This window comes from Patulibacter sp. NPDC049589, from assembly GCF_040675535.1.
GTDB lineage: Bacteria > Actinomycetota > Thermoleophilia > Solirubrobacterales > Solirubrobacteraceae > Patulibacter.
On sequence record NZ_JBFAPC010000075.1, the window covers coordinates 12,833 to 27,292 of the forward strand.

Annotated in this window: 13 protein-coding genes; 5 read left to right on the forward strand and 8 right to left on the reverse strand. The window is 73.9% G+C overall.

What is annotated here, in order from left to right:
* Positions 1-12: 12 nt before the first annotated feature.
* Both cysD and AB0L40_RS15065 read left to right on the forward strand, forming a co-directional pair.
* Positions 13-957 (forward strand): sulfate adenylyltransferase subunit CysD, encoded by a 945-nt coding sequence (gene cysD / locus AB0L40_RS15060; RefSeq protein ID WP_364355840.1) that lies wholly within the window; start codon positions 13-15, stop codon positions 955-957.
* Positions 957-2,303 carry a GTP-binding protein gene (locus AB0L40_RS15065; RefSeq protein WP_364355843.1) on the forward strand — a complete coding sequence of 449 codons (1,347 nt, stop codon included), beginning with the start codon at positions 957-959 and terminating at the stop codon, positions 2,301-2,303. The genes cysD and AB0L40_RS15065 overlap by 1 nt, the downstream gene beginning before the upstream one ends.
* A 56-nt stretch (positions 2,304-2,359) precedes the next feature.
* Here the strand turns inward: AB0L40_RS15065 and AB0L40_RS15070 are convergent, their stop codons facing one another.
* Positions 2,360-2,677 (reverse strand): hypothetical protein, encoded by a 318-nt coding sequence (locus AB0L40_RS15070; protein WP_364355846.1) that lies wholly within the window; start codon positions 2,675-2,677, stop codon positions 2,360-2,362.
* A 276-nt stretch (positions 2,678-2,953) separates the two neighbouring features.
* Between AB0L40_RS15070 and AB0L40_RS15075 the strand changes: the two genes are divergently transcribed.
* Positions 2,954-4,753 (forward strand): acetyl-CoA carboxylase biotin carboxylase subunit, encoded by a 1,800-nt coding sequence (locus tag AB0L40_RS15075; RefSeq protein WP_364355849.1) that lies wholly within the window; start codon positions 2,954-2,956, stop codon positions 4,751-4,753.
* A gap of 194 nt (positions 4,754-4,947) precedes the next feature.
* Here the strand turns inward: AB0L40_RS15075 and AB0L40_RS15080 are convergent, their stop codons facing one another.
* Together AB0L40_RS15080 and AB0L40_RS15085 are read right to left on the reverse strand one after the other, a co-directional pair.
* Positions 4,948-6,528, reverse strand: a complete 1,581-nt coding sequence (locus tag AB0L40_RS15080) for an AAA family ATPase (RefSeq protein WP_364355852.1) — start codon at positions 6,526-6,528, stop codon at positions 4,948-4,950.
* A gap of 132 nt (positions 6,529-6,660) precedes the next feature.
* Positions 6,661-7,731 carry a hypothetical protein gene (locus tag AB0L40_RS15085; protein WP_364355855.1) on the reverse strand — a complete coding sequence of 357 codons (1,071 nt, stop codon included), beginning with the start codon at positions 7,729-7,731 and terminating at the stop codon, positions 6,661-6,663.
* Between the two features lie 167 nt (positions 7,732-7,898).
* Here AB0L40_RS15085 and AB0L40_RS15090 point away from each other — a divergent pair, with 167 nt between their 5' ends.
* Positions 7,899-8,891: a VOC family protein gene (locus AB0L40_RS15090; RefSeq protein ID WP_364355858.1), complete on the forward strand. Its 993-nt coding sequence runs from the start codon at positions 7,899-7,901 to the stop codon at positions 8,889-8,891.
* A 12-nt stretch (positions 8,892-8,903) separates the two neighbouring features.
* Here the strand turns inward: AB0L40_RS15090 and pyk are convergent, their stop codons facing one another.
* The 3 genes from pyk to AB0L40_RS15105 form a co-directional block, all read right to left on the reverse strand.
* Positions 8,904-10,325, reverse strand: a complete 1,422-nt coding sequence (pyk, locus tag AB0L40_RS15095; protein ID WP_364355861.1) for a pyruvate kinase — start codon at positions 10,323-10,325, stop codon at positions 8,904-8,906.
* Between the two features lie 194 nt (positions 10,326-10,519).
* Positions 10,520-11,638: an NAD(P)H-dependent glycerol-3-phosphate dehydrogenase gene (locus AB0L40_RS15100; protein WP_364355864.1), complete on the reverse strand. Its 1,119-nt coding sequence runs from the start codon at positions 11,636-11,638 to the stop codon at positions 10,520-10,522.
* Positions 11,639-11,863: 225 nt separating this feature from the next.
* The gene (locus tag AB0L40_RS15105) at positions 11,864-12,079 is read right to left on the reverse strand and encodes a hypothetical protein (RefSeq protein WP_364355866.1); all 216 of its coding nucleotides are present in this window, start codon (positions 12,077-12,079) and stop codon (positions 11,864-11,866) included.
* A 70-nt stretch (positions 12,080-12,149) separates the two neighbouring features.
* On the opposite strand from AB0L40_RS15105, the gene AB0L40_RS15110 reads away from it, so the two are divergent.
* Positions 12,150-12,860, forward strand: coding sequence for a metal-dependent transcriptional regulator (locus tag AB0L40_RS15110; protein WP_364355868.1), 711 nt, complete (start codon positions 12,150-12,152; stop codon positions 12,858-12,860).
* 127 nt (positions 12,861-12,987) lie between these two features.
* On the opposite strand, the gene AB0L40_RS15115 is transcribed toward AB0L40_RS15110, so the two are convergent.
* Together AB0L40_RS15115 and AB0L40_RS15120 are read right to left on the reverse strand one after the other, a co-directional pair.
* The gene (locus AB0L40_RS15115; protein ID WP_364355871.1) at positions 12,988-13,404 is read right to left on the reverse strand and encodes a DoxX family membrane protein; all 417 of its coding nucleotides are present in this window, start codon (positions 13,402-13,404) and stop codon (positions 12,988-12,990) included.
* An 89-nt stretch (positions 13,405-13,493) separates the two neighbouring features.
* Positions 13,494-14,144 (reverse strand): hypothetical protein, encoded by a 651-nt coding sequence (locus AB0L40_RS15120; RefSeq protein WP_364355874.1) that lies wholly within the window; start codon positions 14,142-14,144, stop codon positions 13,494-13,496.
* Between the last annotated feature and the right edge of the window lie 316 nt (positions 14,145-14,460).

Here is a 14,460-nt window from a genome sequence, read left to right on the forward strand (position 1 = left end):
ATGACCTCCTCCATGACCCCGATCGATCCCGCCGACGTCGGCGGCGCCGCCGCGCTCTCGAAGCTCCGCGCCCTGGAGTCCGAGGCCATCCACGTGATGCGCGAGGTCGCCTCCGAGCTCGAGCGCCCCGCCCTCCTCTTCTCCGGCGGCAAGGACTCGATCGTCCTGCTGCGCCTGGCGGAGAAGGCGTTCCGGCCGGGCCGCTTCCCGTTCCCGCTCGTCCACGTCGACACCGGCCACAACTTCGACGAGGTCATCGAGTACCGCGACCGCCGCGCGGCTGAGCTCGGCGAGCGCCTGATCGTCGCGAAGGTCCAGGACACGATCGACCAGGGGCGCGTCGTCGACGGCTACGACCCCTCGAAGCAGGGGACGTCGCGCAACCAGCAGCAGACGCAGACGCTGCTGGACGCGATCGAGGAACACGAGTTCGACGCCTGCTTCGGCGGCGCCCGCCGCGACGAGGAGCGCGCCCGCGCGAAGGAGCGGATCATGAGCTTCCGCGACGACTTCGGCGGCTGGGACCCGAAGAACCAGCGCCCCGAGCTCTGGAACCTCTACAACGGCCGGCTCCGCCAGGGCGAGAACGTCCGGGTCTTCCCGATCTCCAACTGGACCGAGCTCGACGTCTGGCAGTACATCGCCGAGGAGGAGCTCGAGCTCCCGTCGATCTACTTCGCCCACGAGCGCGAGGTCCTGCGCCGGGGCGGGATGCTCTACGCGGTGTCGCCCTTCCTGCAGCCGCAGCCGGGCGAGACCGTCGAGACGCTGTCGGTCCGCTACCGCACGGTCGGCGACCTGACGATCACCGGCGCGGTCGAGTCGACCGCCACGACGCTCGACCAGGTCGTCACCGAGATCGCGGCCACCCGCGTCACCGAGCGAGGCGAGACCCGTGCCGACGACCGGGCGTCCGAGGCCGCCATGGAAGACCGCAAGGCCCAGGGGTACTTCTGATGTCCGAGCTCACGTCCGTCCCGACCCCCGCGTCGGACGACCCGCTGCTGCGGGCCGACCTGCTGCGCGTCGCGACCGCCGGCTCCGTCGACGACGGCAAGTCCACCCTCATCGGCCGGCTGCTCTACGACTCCAAGCAGGTCCTCGCCGACCAGCTCGAGCAGGTCGAGCAGGCCTCGGTGCGTCGCCACGGCGCGGGTGCCGTCGACCTCTCGCTGCTGACCGACGGCCTGCGCGCCGAGCGCGAGCAGGGCATCACGATCGACGTCGCCTACCGGTACTTCACGACCGGCGACCGCAGCTTCATCCTGGCCGACACCCCCGGCCACGTGCAGTACACGCGCAACATGGTCACGGGCGCCTCGACGGCCGACCTCGTGATCGTCCTCGTCGACGCGCGCCAGGGCGTCATCGAGCAGACGCGCCGGCACACGTTCATCGCGTCGCTGCTCGGCGTCCGCCACGTGACCTTCGCAGTCAACAAGATGGACCTCGTCGACTGGGACGAGGACGTCTTCCGCGCGATCGAGGCCGAGACCACCGCGATCTCGTCGCAGCTCGGCATCCCGGACATCCACGTCATCCCGATCTCGGCGCTCCAGGGCCAGAACGTCGTCGACCGTGGCGAGCTCCCGGCCTGGTACCCGGAGGACGAGGACCACCCGACGCTGCTGCGGCACCTGCAGACCGTGCAGGTCTCGACGGACCGCAACCTCACCGACCTGCGCTTCCCGGTGCAGTGGGTCATCCGTCCCGGCGCCTCCGGCGACACGTCCGGCGGCCGCTGGGACGCCGAGGACCTGCACGACTACCGCGGCTACGCGGGCCAGGTCTCCGGCGGCGTGCTGCGCCCCGGCGACGACGTCCAGGTGCTGCCCTCCGGCGTGCGCTCGCGCATCGCCCGGATCGAGACGCTCGACGGCGACCTCGACGTCGCGACGGCCCCGATGTCCGTCACCGTCCACCTCGAGGACGACGTCGACGTCAGCCGCGGCGACGTCATCGTCGGCGCCGACGAGGACCCGACCGGGATCACGCTGCGCGAGATCGAGGCCGACGTCTGCTGGATGAGCGACCGCCCGCTGAAGCCCGGCGCGCGCTACCTCCTCAAGCACACGACGACCACGACGGCCGCCAAGGTCGACGCCGTGATCGACCGCGTCGACCTCCACACCCTGGAGCGCGAGGACGCCGACGGCCTGAAGCTCAACGACATCGGCCGCATCCGCATCCGCGTGAAGCGCCCGCTGGTCGGCGACGCCTACCTGCGGGACCGCGCGACCGGCGCGTTCATCCTCATCGACGAGGGCACGAACGACACGGTCGCCGGCGGCATGATCCGCTGAGCGGGCGGCGCCGTCCGGGAACGTGCCGAGCGCCGTGAGCGCCAGGCTCGTCCGTCTCAGCGCTCGATGCGGACCTTCACGTGGTCGGTCGACGTCTCCGGAGCCGAGACCAGGAAGCCGCGCATCCGCACCGGGTCGTCGCCGCGCCGGATCACCGCGTCGTCGGCGTTGATGCTGACGCGCACCGAGTCGGCCTTCAGGTCCGAGACCTCGACCTTCGTGCCCAGCTGGTCGAGGTCGTAGGTCTGCGGGCCGTCCGACTGGATCGTGCACGTGCTGTCGGTGCACGAGGTGCCGCCCTCGGCGCCGCAGCCCGTGGCCGCGATCCCCAGGACGACGGCCGACGCGACGAGGATCCGACCGGGGAGGCGCACGACCGTGAGGCTAGATGATCGATCCGCAGGCCCTGCCGCACCGGCGGCCTGCCGCTCGGTCCTCCACCGTCACCCGCCGGCCCGGCCCGGTCACCGGCCGTGGTGTGGTCGCCGTCCGCGAGGCCGCCCGGGGACGGTCCCGGCGCGTCCCGGCGCCTCCCCGCTCGCCGACCCCCCGACCGGGCGAGGCGGCGCCCGCGGGGGCGCCCCTCTTCCGGCGGGTACGCCCGACGCGCACGGCGGACGGCCCCTGCGATCGAATAGATTCGGCCTCATATGTTCGGGAAGATCCTCATCGCCAACCGCGGGGAGATCGCGATCCGCGTGATCCGCGCCTGCGAAGAGCTCGGGATCAAGACGGTCGCCGTCTACTCCGAGCTCGATCGTGACGCCCTGCACGTCAAGCGGGCCGACGAGGCGTACCTGATCGGTCCGGCCGAGGCCGCGAAGAGCTACCTCAACGTCGACAAGATCGTCGAGGTCGTCAAGGAGTCCGGCGCCGAGGCCGTCCACCCCGGCTACGGCTTCCTCTCCGAGAACGCCGCGTTCGTCCAGCGGCTCGAGGACGAGGGCATCACCTTCATCGGGCCGCCCGCCTCGGCGATCGACTCGATGGGCAGCAAGACCAAGGCCCGCGACCTCATGAAGAAGGCCGGCGTCCCGATCGTGCCGGGCACGACCGAGTCGGTCGACACCTACGAGGAGGCCCTGCGGATCGCGAAGGACGAGATCGGCTACCCGGTCGCCGTCAAGGCCGCGTCCGGCGGCGGCGGCAAGGGCTTCCGCGTCGCGCTGACGGAGGACAAGCTCAAGGACGCCTACGAGGGCGCCTCCCGCGAGGGCGAGAAGTTCTTCTCCGACGGCACGGTCTACCTCGAGCGGTACCTGCCGAACCCGCGCCACGTCGAGGTGCAGGTCCTCGCCGACAAGCACGGCAACGTCATCCACCTCGGCGAGCGCGACTGTTCGATCCAGCGCCGCCACCAGAAGCTCATCGAGGAGGCCCCGGCCCCCTCGTGGTTCGTCGACGACGAGCTGCGCGCGAAGATCGGCAAGATCGGCATCGACGCCGCGAAGGCCGTCAACTACGTCGGCGCCGGCACGATCGAGGGCATGCTGCAGGACGGGGAGTACTTCTTCCTCGAGATGAACACCCGCGTGCAGGTCGAGCACTGCGTGACCGAGGCCGTCACCGGCATCGACATCGTCAAGCAGGGGATCAAGTCCGCCTTCGGCCTCGAGCTCGAGTACAAGCAGGAGGACGTGCAGCTCCGCGGGCACGCCATCGAGTGCCGCATCAACGCCGAGTCCGCGCCGATGAACTTCGCGCCGACCCCGGGCGCGATCGGCGAGTACCTCGAGCCGTCCGGCCCGGGCGTCCGCGTCGACTCCGGCGTCGGCGCCGGCGGCATCGTCTCGCCGCAGTACGACCCGATGGTCTCCAAGCTCATCGTCTGGGACGTCGACCGCGAGCAGGCCACGGCCCGCATGCTGCGCGCCCTGAGCGAGTACAAGATCGAGGGCCTCACGACCCTCATCCCGTTCCACCAGGCGATCCTCGCCACGGAGAACTGGGAGAAGGCCTCGACCTGCTCCGAGCTCGTCGAGGACAAGGAGTGGCTGAAGTCGACCGCTCCCGCTGAGCCGGTCGTCCCGATCGACCCGGACGAGGACGAGGTCGTCGTCCGCGACTACCAGGTCGAGGTCTCGGGCAAGCGCTTCGAGGTCAAGGTCCACGGCGCCGCCTTCGGGCCGGTCGGGACCGTCGCCGCGGGTGCCGGCGCCGGCACCGGCCCGGGCAAGAAGAAGCGCTCCGAGCGCAAGAAGTCCGGCGGCGGCGGCGCGGACGACCTGCCGTCCCCGATCCAGGGCAACATGTGGAAGGTCGTCGCCAAGGAGGGGCAGGAGGTCGCCGAGGGTGACCTGATCTGCATCATCGAGGCGATGAAGATGGAGAACGAGATCGTGGCCCACAAGGCCGGCACGATCACGACCCTCGCCGCCAAGGAGGGCGAGGCCATCAACACGGGCGAGCTGATCGCGACGATCAAGTCCGCCGAGGCCCCGGCCGAGTAGTCCGGCGGCGGCCCCGCGCCGCCGAACCCCCGGCCCCGACCGCGTTGCGGTCGGCCCGCCGGGACCGAGCCTGACCCGACGGGCCGCGAGAGCGGCCCGTCGTCGTCCTCCCGGCACGTCGGGAGGCGACCCGGTGCCGGGAGGACCGCGCCGGTCCCGGCGATCTGCGCGATCCGCCGCGCGGCCGCTCCGGATCAGGCGGCCACGGCCGCGGGCTCGTTCCGGGCCGGCCGCGTTCCGGGCGTCGTCGGCCGCGTCGTCGCGGCCCCGCCCGGCGTCTCGGCCGGCAGGGGGCTCCCTCCCGGAACGGCGACCCCGTCGGCGGACGCGGCGACCCGACCGGCCCCCGGGCACCGGTCCGCGACGATCAGCTGCGCGACGACCGTCGTCGCGTGGGCGAGACGGCGGAAGTACGCGCTGCGGCTCACGTGCAGGTCGACCTGGGCCCGGGCGTGGCCGCCGTCGGCGTCGAGGTAGCCGCGACGGAGGACCGCGCGGTGGAGGTCGGCGTCGGGCGTCGCGCCGAAGGCCCGGTCGACCGCGTCGGCGAGCACGCGACGGACCGACGCCGCGCGCGTCGCGGTGGTCGTGCCGCGGGCCAGCGGACTCGCGGCGAGCGCCAGCGGGTCGTGGAAGGCGCGCAGCGCGTCTCGGACGACGTCAGCGCCGACGGCGTGCGGCTCGCGGCGTGCGGCCGGCGGGGCGAGGCCGAGCTCGCGGTGGATCCAGGCGTGCAGCAGTCCGGCGATCCCGGGGGTCGCCGGTCCTCCGGTCGCCGCGAGCGCTCGGGCCTCGGGGTCGCGGGCGAGCGCCGCGAGATCGCTCGTGAGCCACGGCTCGCCGAGCACCGCACGGTCGTGGAGGTGGTCGGCGAGCGCCCGGCGCAGGACGTGCTCCCGGTCGGGGTGGCGGCGGAGCAGCACGCGGTCGAGAACCTCGCGGACGCCGGGCTGGAGCGCCACTCGCTCGCCGTCGGAGGTCGCGAACGACCGGGACGCCAGCCACGACCGGGCGGCGTCGCCGTCGAGGCCGGGGAGGACGGCACCGAGGAGCCGCGCGTCCACCGACGGCGCGATCGCGGCGACGGCGACGAGGTCTCCGTCGGTGCCGGCCAGCTCGTCGCCGATCAGGAGACGGAGGAGGGCCTCGTCGCGCCGGGAGGCGTCGTGGGCGTCGGGCCCGGACGACAGGTCCGCGGCGACGGCGAGCGCCGCCGGCAGCCCGCGGGCCCAGCGGGCGGCGTCGCGCCGGTCGGCGGGCGCGGCGACCCCGCGCCGGCGGAGGAGCTCGTCGGCGTCGGCGTCGGGCAGGGTTCGGAGTGGCAGCGCGCCGGTCATCGCGTCCCAGCCGCCGGAGCCCCACGAGACGTCGGGCTCGCGGCGGTCGGCGAGGACGACCCGCAGGTCGGCCGAGGCCCGCAGGAGCACGCGGCGCTGGAGGCGGGCCTCGAGGCCCGGCAGGTGCTCGGCCGTGTCGATCACGAGCAGCGCGATCCCCGACGACGGGAGGCTCGCGACGGCGCGGTCGACGGCGTCGAGGTCCCCGCCCGCGTCGCGGCCGTCGACGGTGGCGACGGCGGCCCCCGCCGCGCGGGCCCGCCGGGCCAGCTCGCGCAGCAGCGCGCTCTTGCCGACCCCCGCCGAGCCGTGCAGCAGCAGCACGGGGCGCGGGGGCGCGGGCCGCAGCAGGTCGATGAGCGTCGTGAGCTCGCCGGTGCGTCCCTGGAAGCGTGCGGCGTCGCGCTCGTCGCGGAGGAGGTCGAGGGTCCGGGGCATGCACTGCACGCTATGGGCGCCCCGCAGCCCGATCCGCGTCAGGAGGTGCGGCCCGAACGTGACGTCTGACGTGCTCGCGGGCGGGACACGCCCCGCGCGCGGACGACGGCCGGTGGTGCGTCGTCGGCGGCCCTATTCGTAGAGCACGACGTCGGGCCGCGGCCGCAGGCCCATCACCTGGCGCGGGGTCATCAGGCCGCCGGCCGCGGCGTCCTCCTTGAGGAAGAGCTTGAAGCCGGGGCGCCAGCCGGCCGGCAGGTCGCGCGTGAGCTCGCGGTACTTGACGACCTTGTTCGCCCGGTCGCCGACGCCGTCGACCGACATCACCATCTGGAGCTCCCGGGGGAACCGGATCGTCGGGAGGTCGCGGATCATGTTCTTCGTGAAGCGGTGGACGATCACGAGCTTCTTCGGCAGGTGGTGCTCGCGGACGATCCGGGCGACGACGTCGAGGGACCGCTGGAGCTCGTCGGCCTGCACGGAGCCGATGACCTGGCCGGGGACGTCGCCGTCCTTCTGCACCCGCCATTCGGGGTCGTAGGCGATCGCGACGTCCGGCTCGCGCAGCCACCGCACCAGGCGGGTCGTCTCGCTGACGAAGGTCGACCGACCGGGCTGGATGTCGAGGATCAGGAGCGCCTTGGCCCGCCGCGCCTCGCGCAGGTAGCGGGCGACGACCCGGGTGGACTGGTGCTGGTTGTAGCGGCGGTCGCGCCCCGGGTCGGCGTGGGCGATCGTGGCGATCAGCTGCAGCGCCGGCTGGGTCGGCCGGGTCTTCAGGCTGTAGCTCGCCGCCCGCGTCTTCAGGCGCCCCACGGCCCCCCGCAGGCGCCCGACCCCCAGCGATCCCAGCTCCGGGTCCTGTGGCGCGCCCGCGAACGAGACGACCCGCCGGCCGGGCAGCAGGACGCGGCCTCCCCGGGGGAGCTGGGGCAGCGGGGCCGCGGTGGCGGGGCCCGCGGCGGCCCGGCCCCCGTCGTCGCCACGGCCCACGATGAAGCCGAGGACGATCACGGCCAGCAGGACCGAGAGGCCGACGATGAGGGACGGCAGGAGCCACGGCGCGAGGGGCCGCGGGCCCCCGGCCGTCGCTGCTGGGCGGTCGCCGCCGTCGGACGGCGCCGGGTGCGCGGACGCCGCGTCGCCGGGGGCCGCCGCTGGCTCTCCGTCGCCCGCGGGGGGCGGCTGCTCGGGTCCGGCCATGGGAGAACGCTACCCGGCCTGCAACGGATCTTTCAGGATCCGGGGTCGGTCGAGGCCCCGGGGTCGGCCGCCGCGGGTCCTTGACCGACCGCCCGATCGGCGTATAGTTGCACGTGCAACCAAAGACGGTCCGACCGGGTGACCCGCCCGGCGACGCGAGGCGCACCATGCAGATCGACGGCATCCACCACATCTCCACCATGACGGCCGACGGCCGGGCGGCGACGGAGTTCGTCACCGGCGTCCTGGGCCTGCGGCTGGCGGCGAAGACCGTCAACCAGGACTCGCCGGACATGTACCACCTGTTCTTCACGGACGAGGACGCCAGCTCGGGCTCCGACCTGACGATGTTCGAGTCGAAGGGCCTGTCCCCGGGTCGCGACGGCGCCGGGATGGTCCACCGGATCGCGTTCCGCGTGGCCTCGCCGGAGGCGATCGGCTTCTGGGCGGACCGTCTCACCCGCCACGGGCTGCCCAACCGGACGGTCGACGGGGTCCTCACCTTCGAGGACCCCGAGGGCCTGGGCTTCGAGCTCGTGGTCGACGAGAGCGGCGACGCCCCGTTGCGCGCCCGCCACCCGCAGATCCCCGAGGAGGTCGCGCTGCGCGGGTTCGACGGGGTCCGCATCTACAGCCGCGCGCCGGAGCACTCCGCGTCCGTGCTGACCGACGTGCTCGGGGCGACCCTCGTCGCGCCGACCACGCCCATCAACGCGGCGCTCGGGGACGGTGCCGCGGGCGTCCTCGGGCGCTACGAGCTGCGGTCCGACCGGCGAGGCGGCCTCGTCACCCTCGACCGGGCGCCGGAGCCGCGCCCGCTGCACGGGGCCGGCACCGTCCACCACGTCGCGTTCGGCGTCCGGGACGCCGACTACGAGCGGTGGCTGCCGCAGGTGGAGTCCGGCGGGCTCCACACCTCCGGCCTCGTCGACCGCTTCTACTTCCGCTCGATCTACTTCCGCGAGCCGGGCGGGGTGCTCTACGAGCTCGCCACCGACCTGCCGGGCTTCGAGGCGAAGAACCCGCGCGAGGACTGGGGCGTCAAGACGATCCTGCCGCCCTGGCTGGAGGAGCACCGCGCGGCGCTCGAGGCGCACCTGACGCCGATCCCGGATCCCCGGGAGGAGTGGGATCCGGAGTTCGCGGCGGCGGGCCGCTGACCCCGGGGTCGGTCAGACGGTCTGGACCTGCAGCAGGCTGGTGGTGCCGGGGGTGCCGGACGGCAGGCCGGCGGTGATGACCACGCGGTCGCCGGGCTTCAGCCAGCCGAGCTCGCGGACCTTGGTGGCCGCGTCCTTGATGAGCTCCTCGGTCACCGCGTGGTGGTGCATCATCGCGCCGTCGACGCCCCACATGAGGTTGCAGCGCGCGACGGTCTCGCGCGACGGCGAGAGCGCGATCACCGGGCGGTCCGGGCGGTGCGCGGACACCAGGCGCGCGGAGCGGCCCGAGAGGGTCGGGACGACGATCGCGGCGGCGTCGAGCTCCTGCGCGGTGTGGACCGCGGAGCGGGCGACGGCCCAGCCCGGGTCCTTGGAGTCGCGGCGCACGCGGCGCTCGTTCCAGTCGAAGAACGGGGCGATGGTCTCGGTCTCGCGGGCGACCTCGGCGAGCGTCTTGATCGCCTCGACGGGGTACTGCCCGATGGCGGACTCCTGCGACAGCATCACGGCGTCGGTGCCGTCGAGGATCGCGTTGGCGACGTCGGTGACCTCGGCGCGCGTCGGGCGGGCCGAGGAGACCATCGACTCGAGCATCTGCGTGGCGGTGATCGACGGGCGGGCGTAGGCGCCGGCCAGCGCGATCAGCTGCTTCTGGACCCGGGGCACCTGGGCGATCGGGAGCTCGATGCCGAGGTCGCCGCGCGCGACCATGATGCAGTCCGACGCCGCGACGATCGACTCGGCCGCGGCGATCGCCTGCGGCTTCTCGAACTTCGCGATCAGCGGACAACGCGTGCGGGAGCGCAGCGCCTCGAGGTCCTCGGCGCGGCGGACGAACGACACCGCGACGAGGTCCACGCCCATCGCCTTGCCGGCGGCGAGGTGCAGCAGGTCCTCCTCGGGGACGGTCGGCAGGAGGTCGGCCGGGCCGGAGAGGTTGACGCCCTTGCGGGACGAGACCGGGCCGCCGATCTCGACGACGCAGTCGGCCTCGCCGTCGCCCTGGCGGACCGCCTCGATCCGCAGGCGGATCATGCCGTCGGCGACGTGGACCTCCTCGCCGACCTCGACCGCGTCGGCGAAGCGGTCCCACGCGACGATCAGCCGCTCGGCGGTGCCGATGTCCTCGACCGACCCGGAGGCGAGCGTGAGGCGCTGGCCCTCGTGCAGCTGGACCGGCTCGTCGGCGACCTGGCCGAGCCGGATCTTCGGGCCCGGGAGGTCCTGCAGGACGGCGATCGGCCGGCCGGCGCGGTCCGCGGCGGAGCGGACCATCTGGACGGTCTCGGCGTGGTCCTCGTGCGAGCCGTGGCTGAAGTTCAGCCGTACGACGTCCATGCCGGCGTCGATCATCCGCACGAGGATCTCCGGATCGCGGCTGGCGGGCCCGATGGTGGCCACGATCTTCGTACGACGGGGAAGCTGCGACACACCCCCACTCTAGGCCGCCCGGGTCGTGACGACGTGGCCCAGACGTGTTCGCACCCCCTCGACGGCGGGCGGAGGTGGCCCGACGGTGGCGTGCGTCGCCCGATCCGGCGCGCCGGCGGCGTGCGGGACCGCGCCCGGGCGCCGGTAGGCGGGCGAACGACGGGACGGGTCGTCGGCCGGTCCCGTCCGCGCCGTCAGTCGGCGGGCCCGGGCAGCTCGCGCTGCTCCGGCTGGGACACCAGGCGCTCGAGCAGGCGGTCCCACCAGCGGCGGAAGCGCCCGGGCGTCCGGCCCGCGCGCCAGTTGGCCGGGGGCGGCACGGTCGTCCGCACGAGCGCGACCCAGCCGTCCAGTGGCAGGGATCCGCGGATCAGGCCGACGAGGCCCGAGGTGACCGGCGAGGCGACCCCGGCGCGGTGCAGCGCCGCCTCCAGCAGCGGCACGGACTCGAACGCCTCGACGGCCTGACCGATCCGCGTCGGGATCTCGTCGCGGGGGACGCCGACGGCGAGCAGCTCGCCGGCGCGGCGGTTGCGGCTCTGTGGCGCCAGCGCGGTGGCGACGAGGTCGCCGGTGCCGGCCAGGCCGATGAACGTCGCGGGCTGGGCGCCCATGCCCTCGGCGAGGCGCCAGACCTCGGCGAAGATGTGGCCGGCCGCGGCGCCGGCGGCGTTCAGGCCCTGGCCCTCGGTCGCCCCGGCGGCCAGCGCGGCGGCGTTCTTCGCAGCCCCCGCGAGCTCGACGCCCACCGGGTCGTCGGTGTGCTCGCAGACGACCCCGGCGCGGAGGAAGACCGCGGCGATCGTCGCGGCCAGCTCCTGGTCCGCCGACGACGCGACGAGCCCGGCGCCGTGGGTGACCATCTCGCGCGCGTGCGCCGGGCCGCCGATGCAGGCCACGCGGTGCGGGCCGAAGCGCTCGGTCAGGAGCACCGTCGGGGGGACGCCCAGCGGCGGGACGAGGCCCTTGGACAGCGAGATGACCTTCGAGCGGCGGTCGAGGCCCTGGGCCTCGAGCCGGTCGACGGCCTGGCCGAGGTGCGCGGACGGCACGCCGAGGAAGACGAACTCCGCGCGGCCCGGCCCGGCGTCGATCGAGTCGATCTTGAGGTTCTGCGGCAGCTCGACGCCCGCGAGGTAGCGCTCGTTCTCGCGCGTCTCGCGCAGCCGCTCCGCCTGCTCGGCCGTCCGCGTCTGCAGCGTGGTGCGGAACCCACCCCGGGCGAGCAGCACCGCGACGGCGGTGCCGAACGACCCGGCGCCGACGACGACGGCCCGACGGCCGAGGGGATTGGGGAGGTTGACGCCGCGCATGGGCGCGGCGTGCGGACGAGGGCGCTCGGTCATCAACTCACCCAGAAGTACCCGCCGAAGGGCCGAGCGGTACGCGGTGCGCCGGCGTGCGGCGTCCGCGCCGACCGGCGGATCACGGCCGGCCGGTCGCGGCGTAGACCGACCGGCGACGCGCGGCAGCGGTCGCCGGGAGCCGGCCGGAGGTCCGGTCGTCCCGCCGGGCGGTGGCCGCCGGGACCGGGGCGGTCAGGAGTCCTTGCCGCCGCGGAAGAGGCTCCACAGGACCCAGGCGGCGGCGACGATCGCGGCGCCGACCAGCACGATCCACAGCAGGGTGATGATGGCGCCGACGATCTTGCCGATCACCCACACCACCGCCACCACGGCGATGATGAGGCCGATGATCTTGGCGGCGTCGAACGCGGTCAGACCACCGGTCTCCGAACCTCCACGAGTGCTCATCCGCCAAGCGTACTCCTGCAGGCGCCTCGGCTCGACCGGTTCGTGTCCCGCGCGGGGGTACCATGGCGACATGGGCCATCCGACCGCCGGTGAAGAGGAATACCTCGAGACGCTCTACTGGCTGCACGAGGTCCAGCTGCCGCTGACCGCCGCGAACGTCTCGCGGGCCATGATGCTGTCCGCTCCGACGGTCCACGAGATGGTCAAGCGCCTCGAGGCCGACGGGCTGATCAGCCGCGACGAGCGCAAGCGGATCTCGTTCACCGAGCGGGGTCTCGGCGTCGCCGAGCGCGTCGTCAGCCGGCACCGGCTCGTCGAGCGCTTCCTCACCGACGTGCTCAACATCCCGTGGCACGAGGTCCACGAGGAGGCCGAGCGCATGGAGCACGCGATGAGCCCCATGATCGAGGCCGGCATGCGGGCCGCGATCGGCGACGCGACCACCTGCCCGCACGGCCACCCGATCGCCGTCGGCCAGCGCGTCCCGGGCGCCCCGCTCGCCGACGTCGAGATCGGCGCGACGCTCAAGGTGCTGCGCTTCGAGAACGAGGCCGAGCAGGTCCTGCACTACCTCTACGGCGCGGGCATCCAGCCGGGCCTCGAGGGCACGCTGACCGAGCGCGGCGACGAGCACGTCGCCTTCGAGGACGCCGACGGCGTCACGCACACGCTGACGATCAGCGCCGCGGAGACCGTCTCGGTCTCCGCGGATCCGTCGCCGCCGGAGCGCGTCGGCCTGCCGGCGGCGGTCGTGCTGGACCAGGCGGCCTTCGGGCGGTAGGACGACGCGGGGCCGTCGAGGTCCCGCCCCGACGCCGGCCGCCCACCGGCTCGTCCGGCGGGTCCGCCGGTCGTCGTGGCCGCAGGACGACCGCCGGTGGAGACCGCCCGGCGCGTGGCCCGGCCGCCTACCAGCGCCCGAAGAGCGGGCCGGTGATGCCGGCCGGGATGTCCTGGGTCTGGTTGACGAGGTAGAAGAGGACGAGCAGCCCGCCGATCAGGGCGAGGTTCTTGTTGAAGTTGATCTGGTCGCCCTGCCTGGCCTGCGGGTCGGACTCCTTCCAGAACGCGTGCATCATGAAGGAGACGGGCACGAGCGTCAGCGCGATCAGCAGCGCGGCGAGGTCGGTCCAGACGCCGAGCACGAGGCCCAGCCCGCCGAGCGCGAAGACGACGCCGGAGGCGATCACCCCGGCCTCGGCGGCGGGTACGCCCTTGGACTGCGCGTACTGGGCCATGGCCTTGCTCTGGGTCAGGTGACCGATGGCGGAGAGGAGGAAGACGGCGGCCAGCAGGATGCGGCCGACGAGGAAGACGATGTCCATGGTGGGTCCTTGTTCGTTGCCGTGGAAACTACCTGGAGGACACCGTAGCACTCAAGCGGACCAGGGTCCGATTGAGTGCTCGATCGCGCCTACGGCTGCGGCCGGGCGGGCTCGCGCGGGCCCCGCAGCTCCAGCAGCTCGCGGTTCCCGGCGGTGTCGGGCAGCTCCTCGTAGTCGAGGACGCGCTGGACGAGCTCGGAGCGGAACGGCACGCCGCCCGGCTGCGTCCGCCCCTGGGAGACGTGGCGGTACTCGACCGCGGCGTAGGTCTCCGCGTCGACGTAGAGCTCGGTCCGGTCCTCGATCCCGGGGATCGGCGCGCCGTCCGCGGGATCCCGGACCACCAGGCGGTACGTGCGGCGGCCGTCGATCGTCCGCTCGCCGTCGAGCCGGACGTCGGCGGCCCCTCGGCGGGCCTCCTGGAGCAGGTCGTGCGCGCGGAAGACGAGCCGCGGGACCTCGCCGGCACCGCGCTCCGTGGTGGTGCGCCCGGTCCGCGGGTCGTACTGTCGCTGCGTGATCGTCTCCTGGCCGGGGCGGGGGTAGGCGGTCGTCTCCTCGAGGCCGGGCGGCGCGCTGCCGGGGCCGGAGGCGTCGGACGACCGGAGCCGCACCGAGCGGACGTCGAGCGGGTCGCCGTCGCCGGTCACGCGGACCCAGCCCTGCTCGTCGTTGCTGAAGGAGGAATCCCCCTGGGTGGCGCTCCAGGACCGCCCCTCGATCCGTGAGCGGATGGCCACGATCGCGTCCGTCGGCGGGGCGGTCGCGGCGGCCGCGCGGTCGACGATCTGGGCGAGCGCAGGGGAACCGGAGGGGACGAGCAGGAGGGCGCCGGCCAGCGCGGTTCCGAGGACGGGGACGGGGAGCGCGGCCCAGCGGCGGCGGGTGGCCGTCCGGCCGCGGCGGGACAGCGCACGACGGACGGCGGCCCGGTCCGGCCGCGGCGCCGCGGCCGCGGCGGGGGGGTGGGGGGCGCGATCGGGAGAGCGTCGGGGTGGGGAAGAGTGTTTTAAGTCCGGTGTATATATCGGTGGTGGGCGGATGAATAAAAAAGGG

Excerpts from the sequence above, each read along its gene's own strand:
- AB0L40_RS15080 (WP_364355852.1), bottom strand. The coding sequence starts at position 6,528 with ATGCCCCGGACCCTCGACCTCCTCCGCGACGAGCGCGACGCCGCACGC.
- AB0L40_RS15105 (WP_364355866.1), bottom strand. The coding sequence starts at position 12,079 with ATGAGCACTCGTGGAGGTTCGGAGACCGGTGGTCTGACCGCGTTCGAC.
- AB0L40_RS15085 (WP_364355855.1), bottom strand. The coding sequence starts at position 7,731 with ATGGCCGGACCCGAGCAGCCGCCCCCCGCGGGCGACGGAGAGCCAGCG.
- AB0L40_RS15075 (WP_364355849.1), top strand. The coding sequence starts at position 2,954 with ATGTTCGGGAAGATCCTCATCGCCAACCGCGGGGAGATCGCGATCCGC.
- AB0L40_RS15115 (WP_364355871.1), bottom strand. The coding sequence starts at position 13,404 with ATGGACATCGTCTTCCTCGTCGGCCGCATCCTGCTGGCCGCCGTCTTC.
- AB0L40_RS15100 (WP_364355864.1), bottom strand. The coding sequence starts at position 11,638 with ATGCGCGGCGTCAACCTCCCCAATCCCCTCGGCCGTCGGGCCGTCGTC.
- AB0L40_RS15065 (WP_364355843.1), top strand. The coding sequence starts at position 957 with ATGTCCGAGCTCACGTCCGTCCCGACCCCCGCGTCGGACGACCCGCTG.
- cysD (WP_364355840.1), top strand. The coding sequence starts at position 13 with ATGACCCCGATCGATCCCGCCGACGTCGGCGGCGCCGCCGCGCTCTCG.
- AB0L40_RS15090 (WP_364355858.1), top strand. The coding sequence starts at position 7,899 with ATGCAGATCGACGGCATCCACCACATCTCCACCATGACGGCCGACGGC.
- AB0L40_RS15110 (WP_364355868.1), top strand. The coding sequence starts at position 12,150 with ATGGGCCATCCGACCGCCGGTGAAGAGGAATACCTCGAGACGCTCTAC.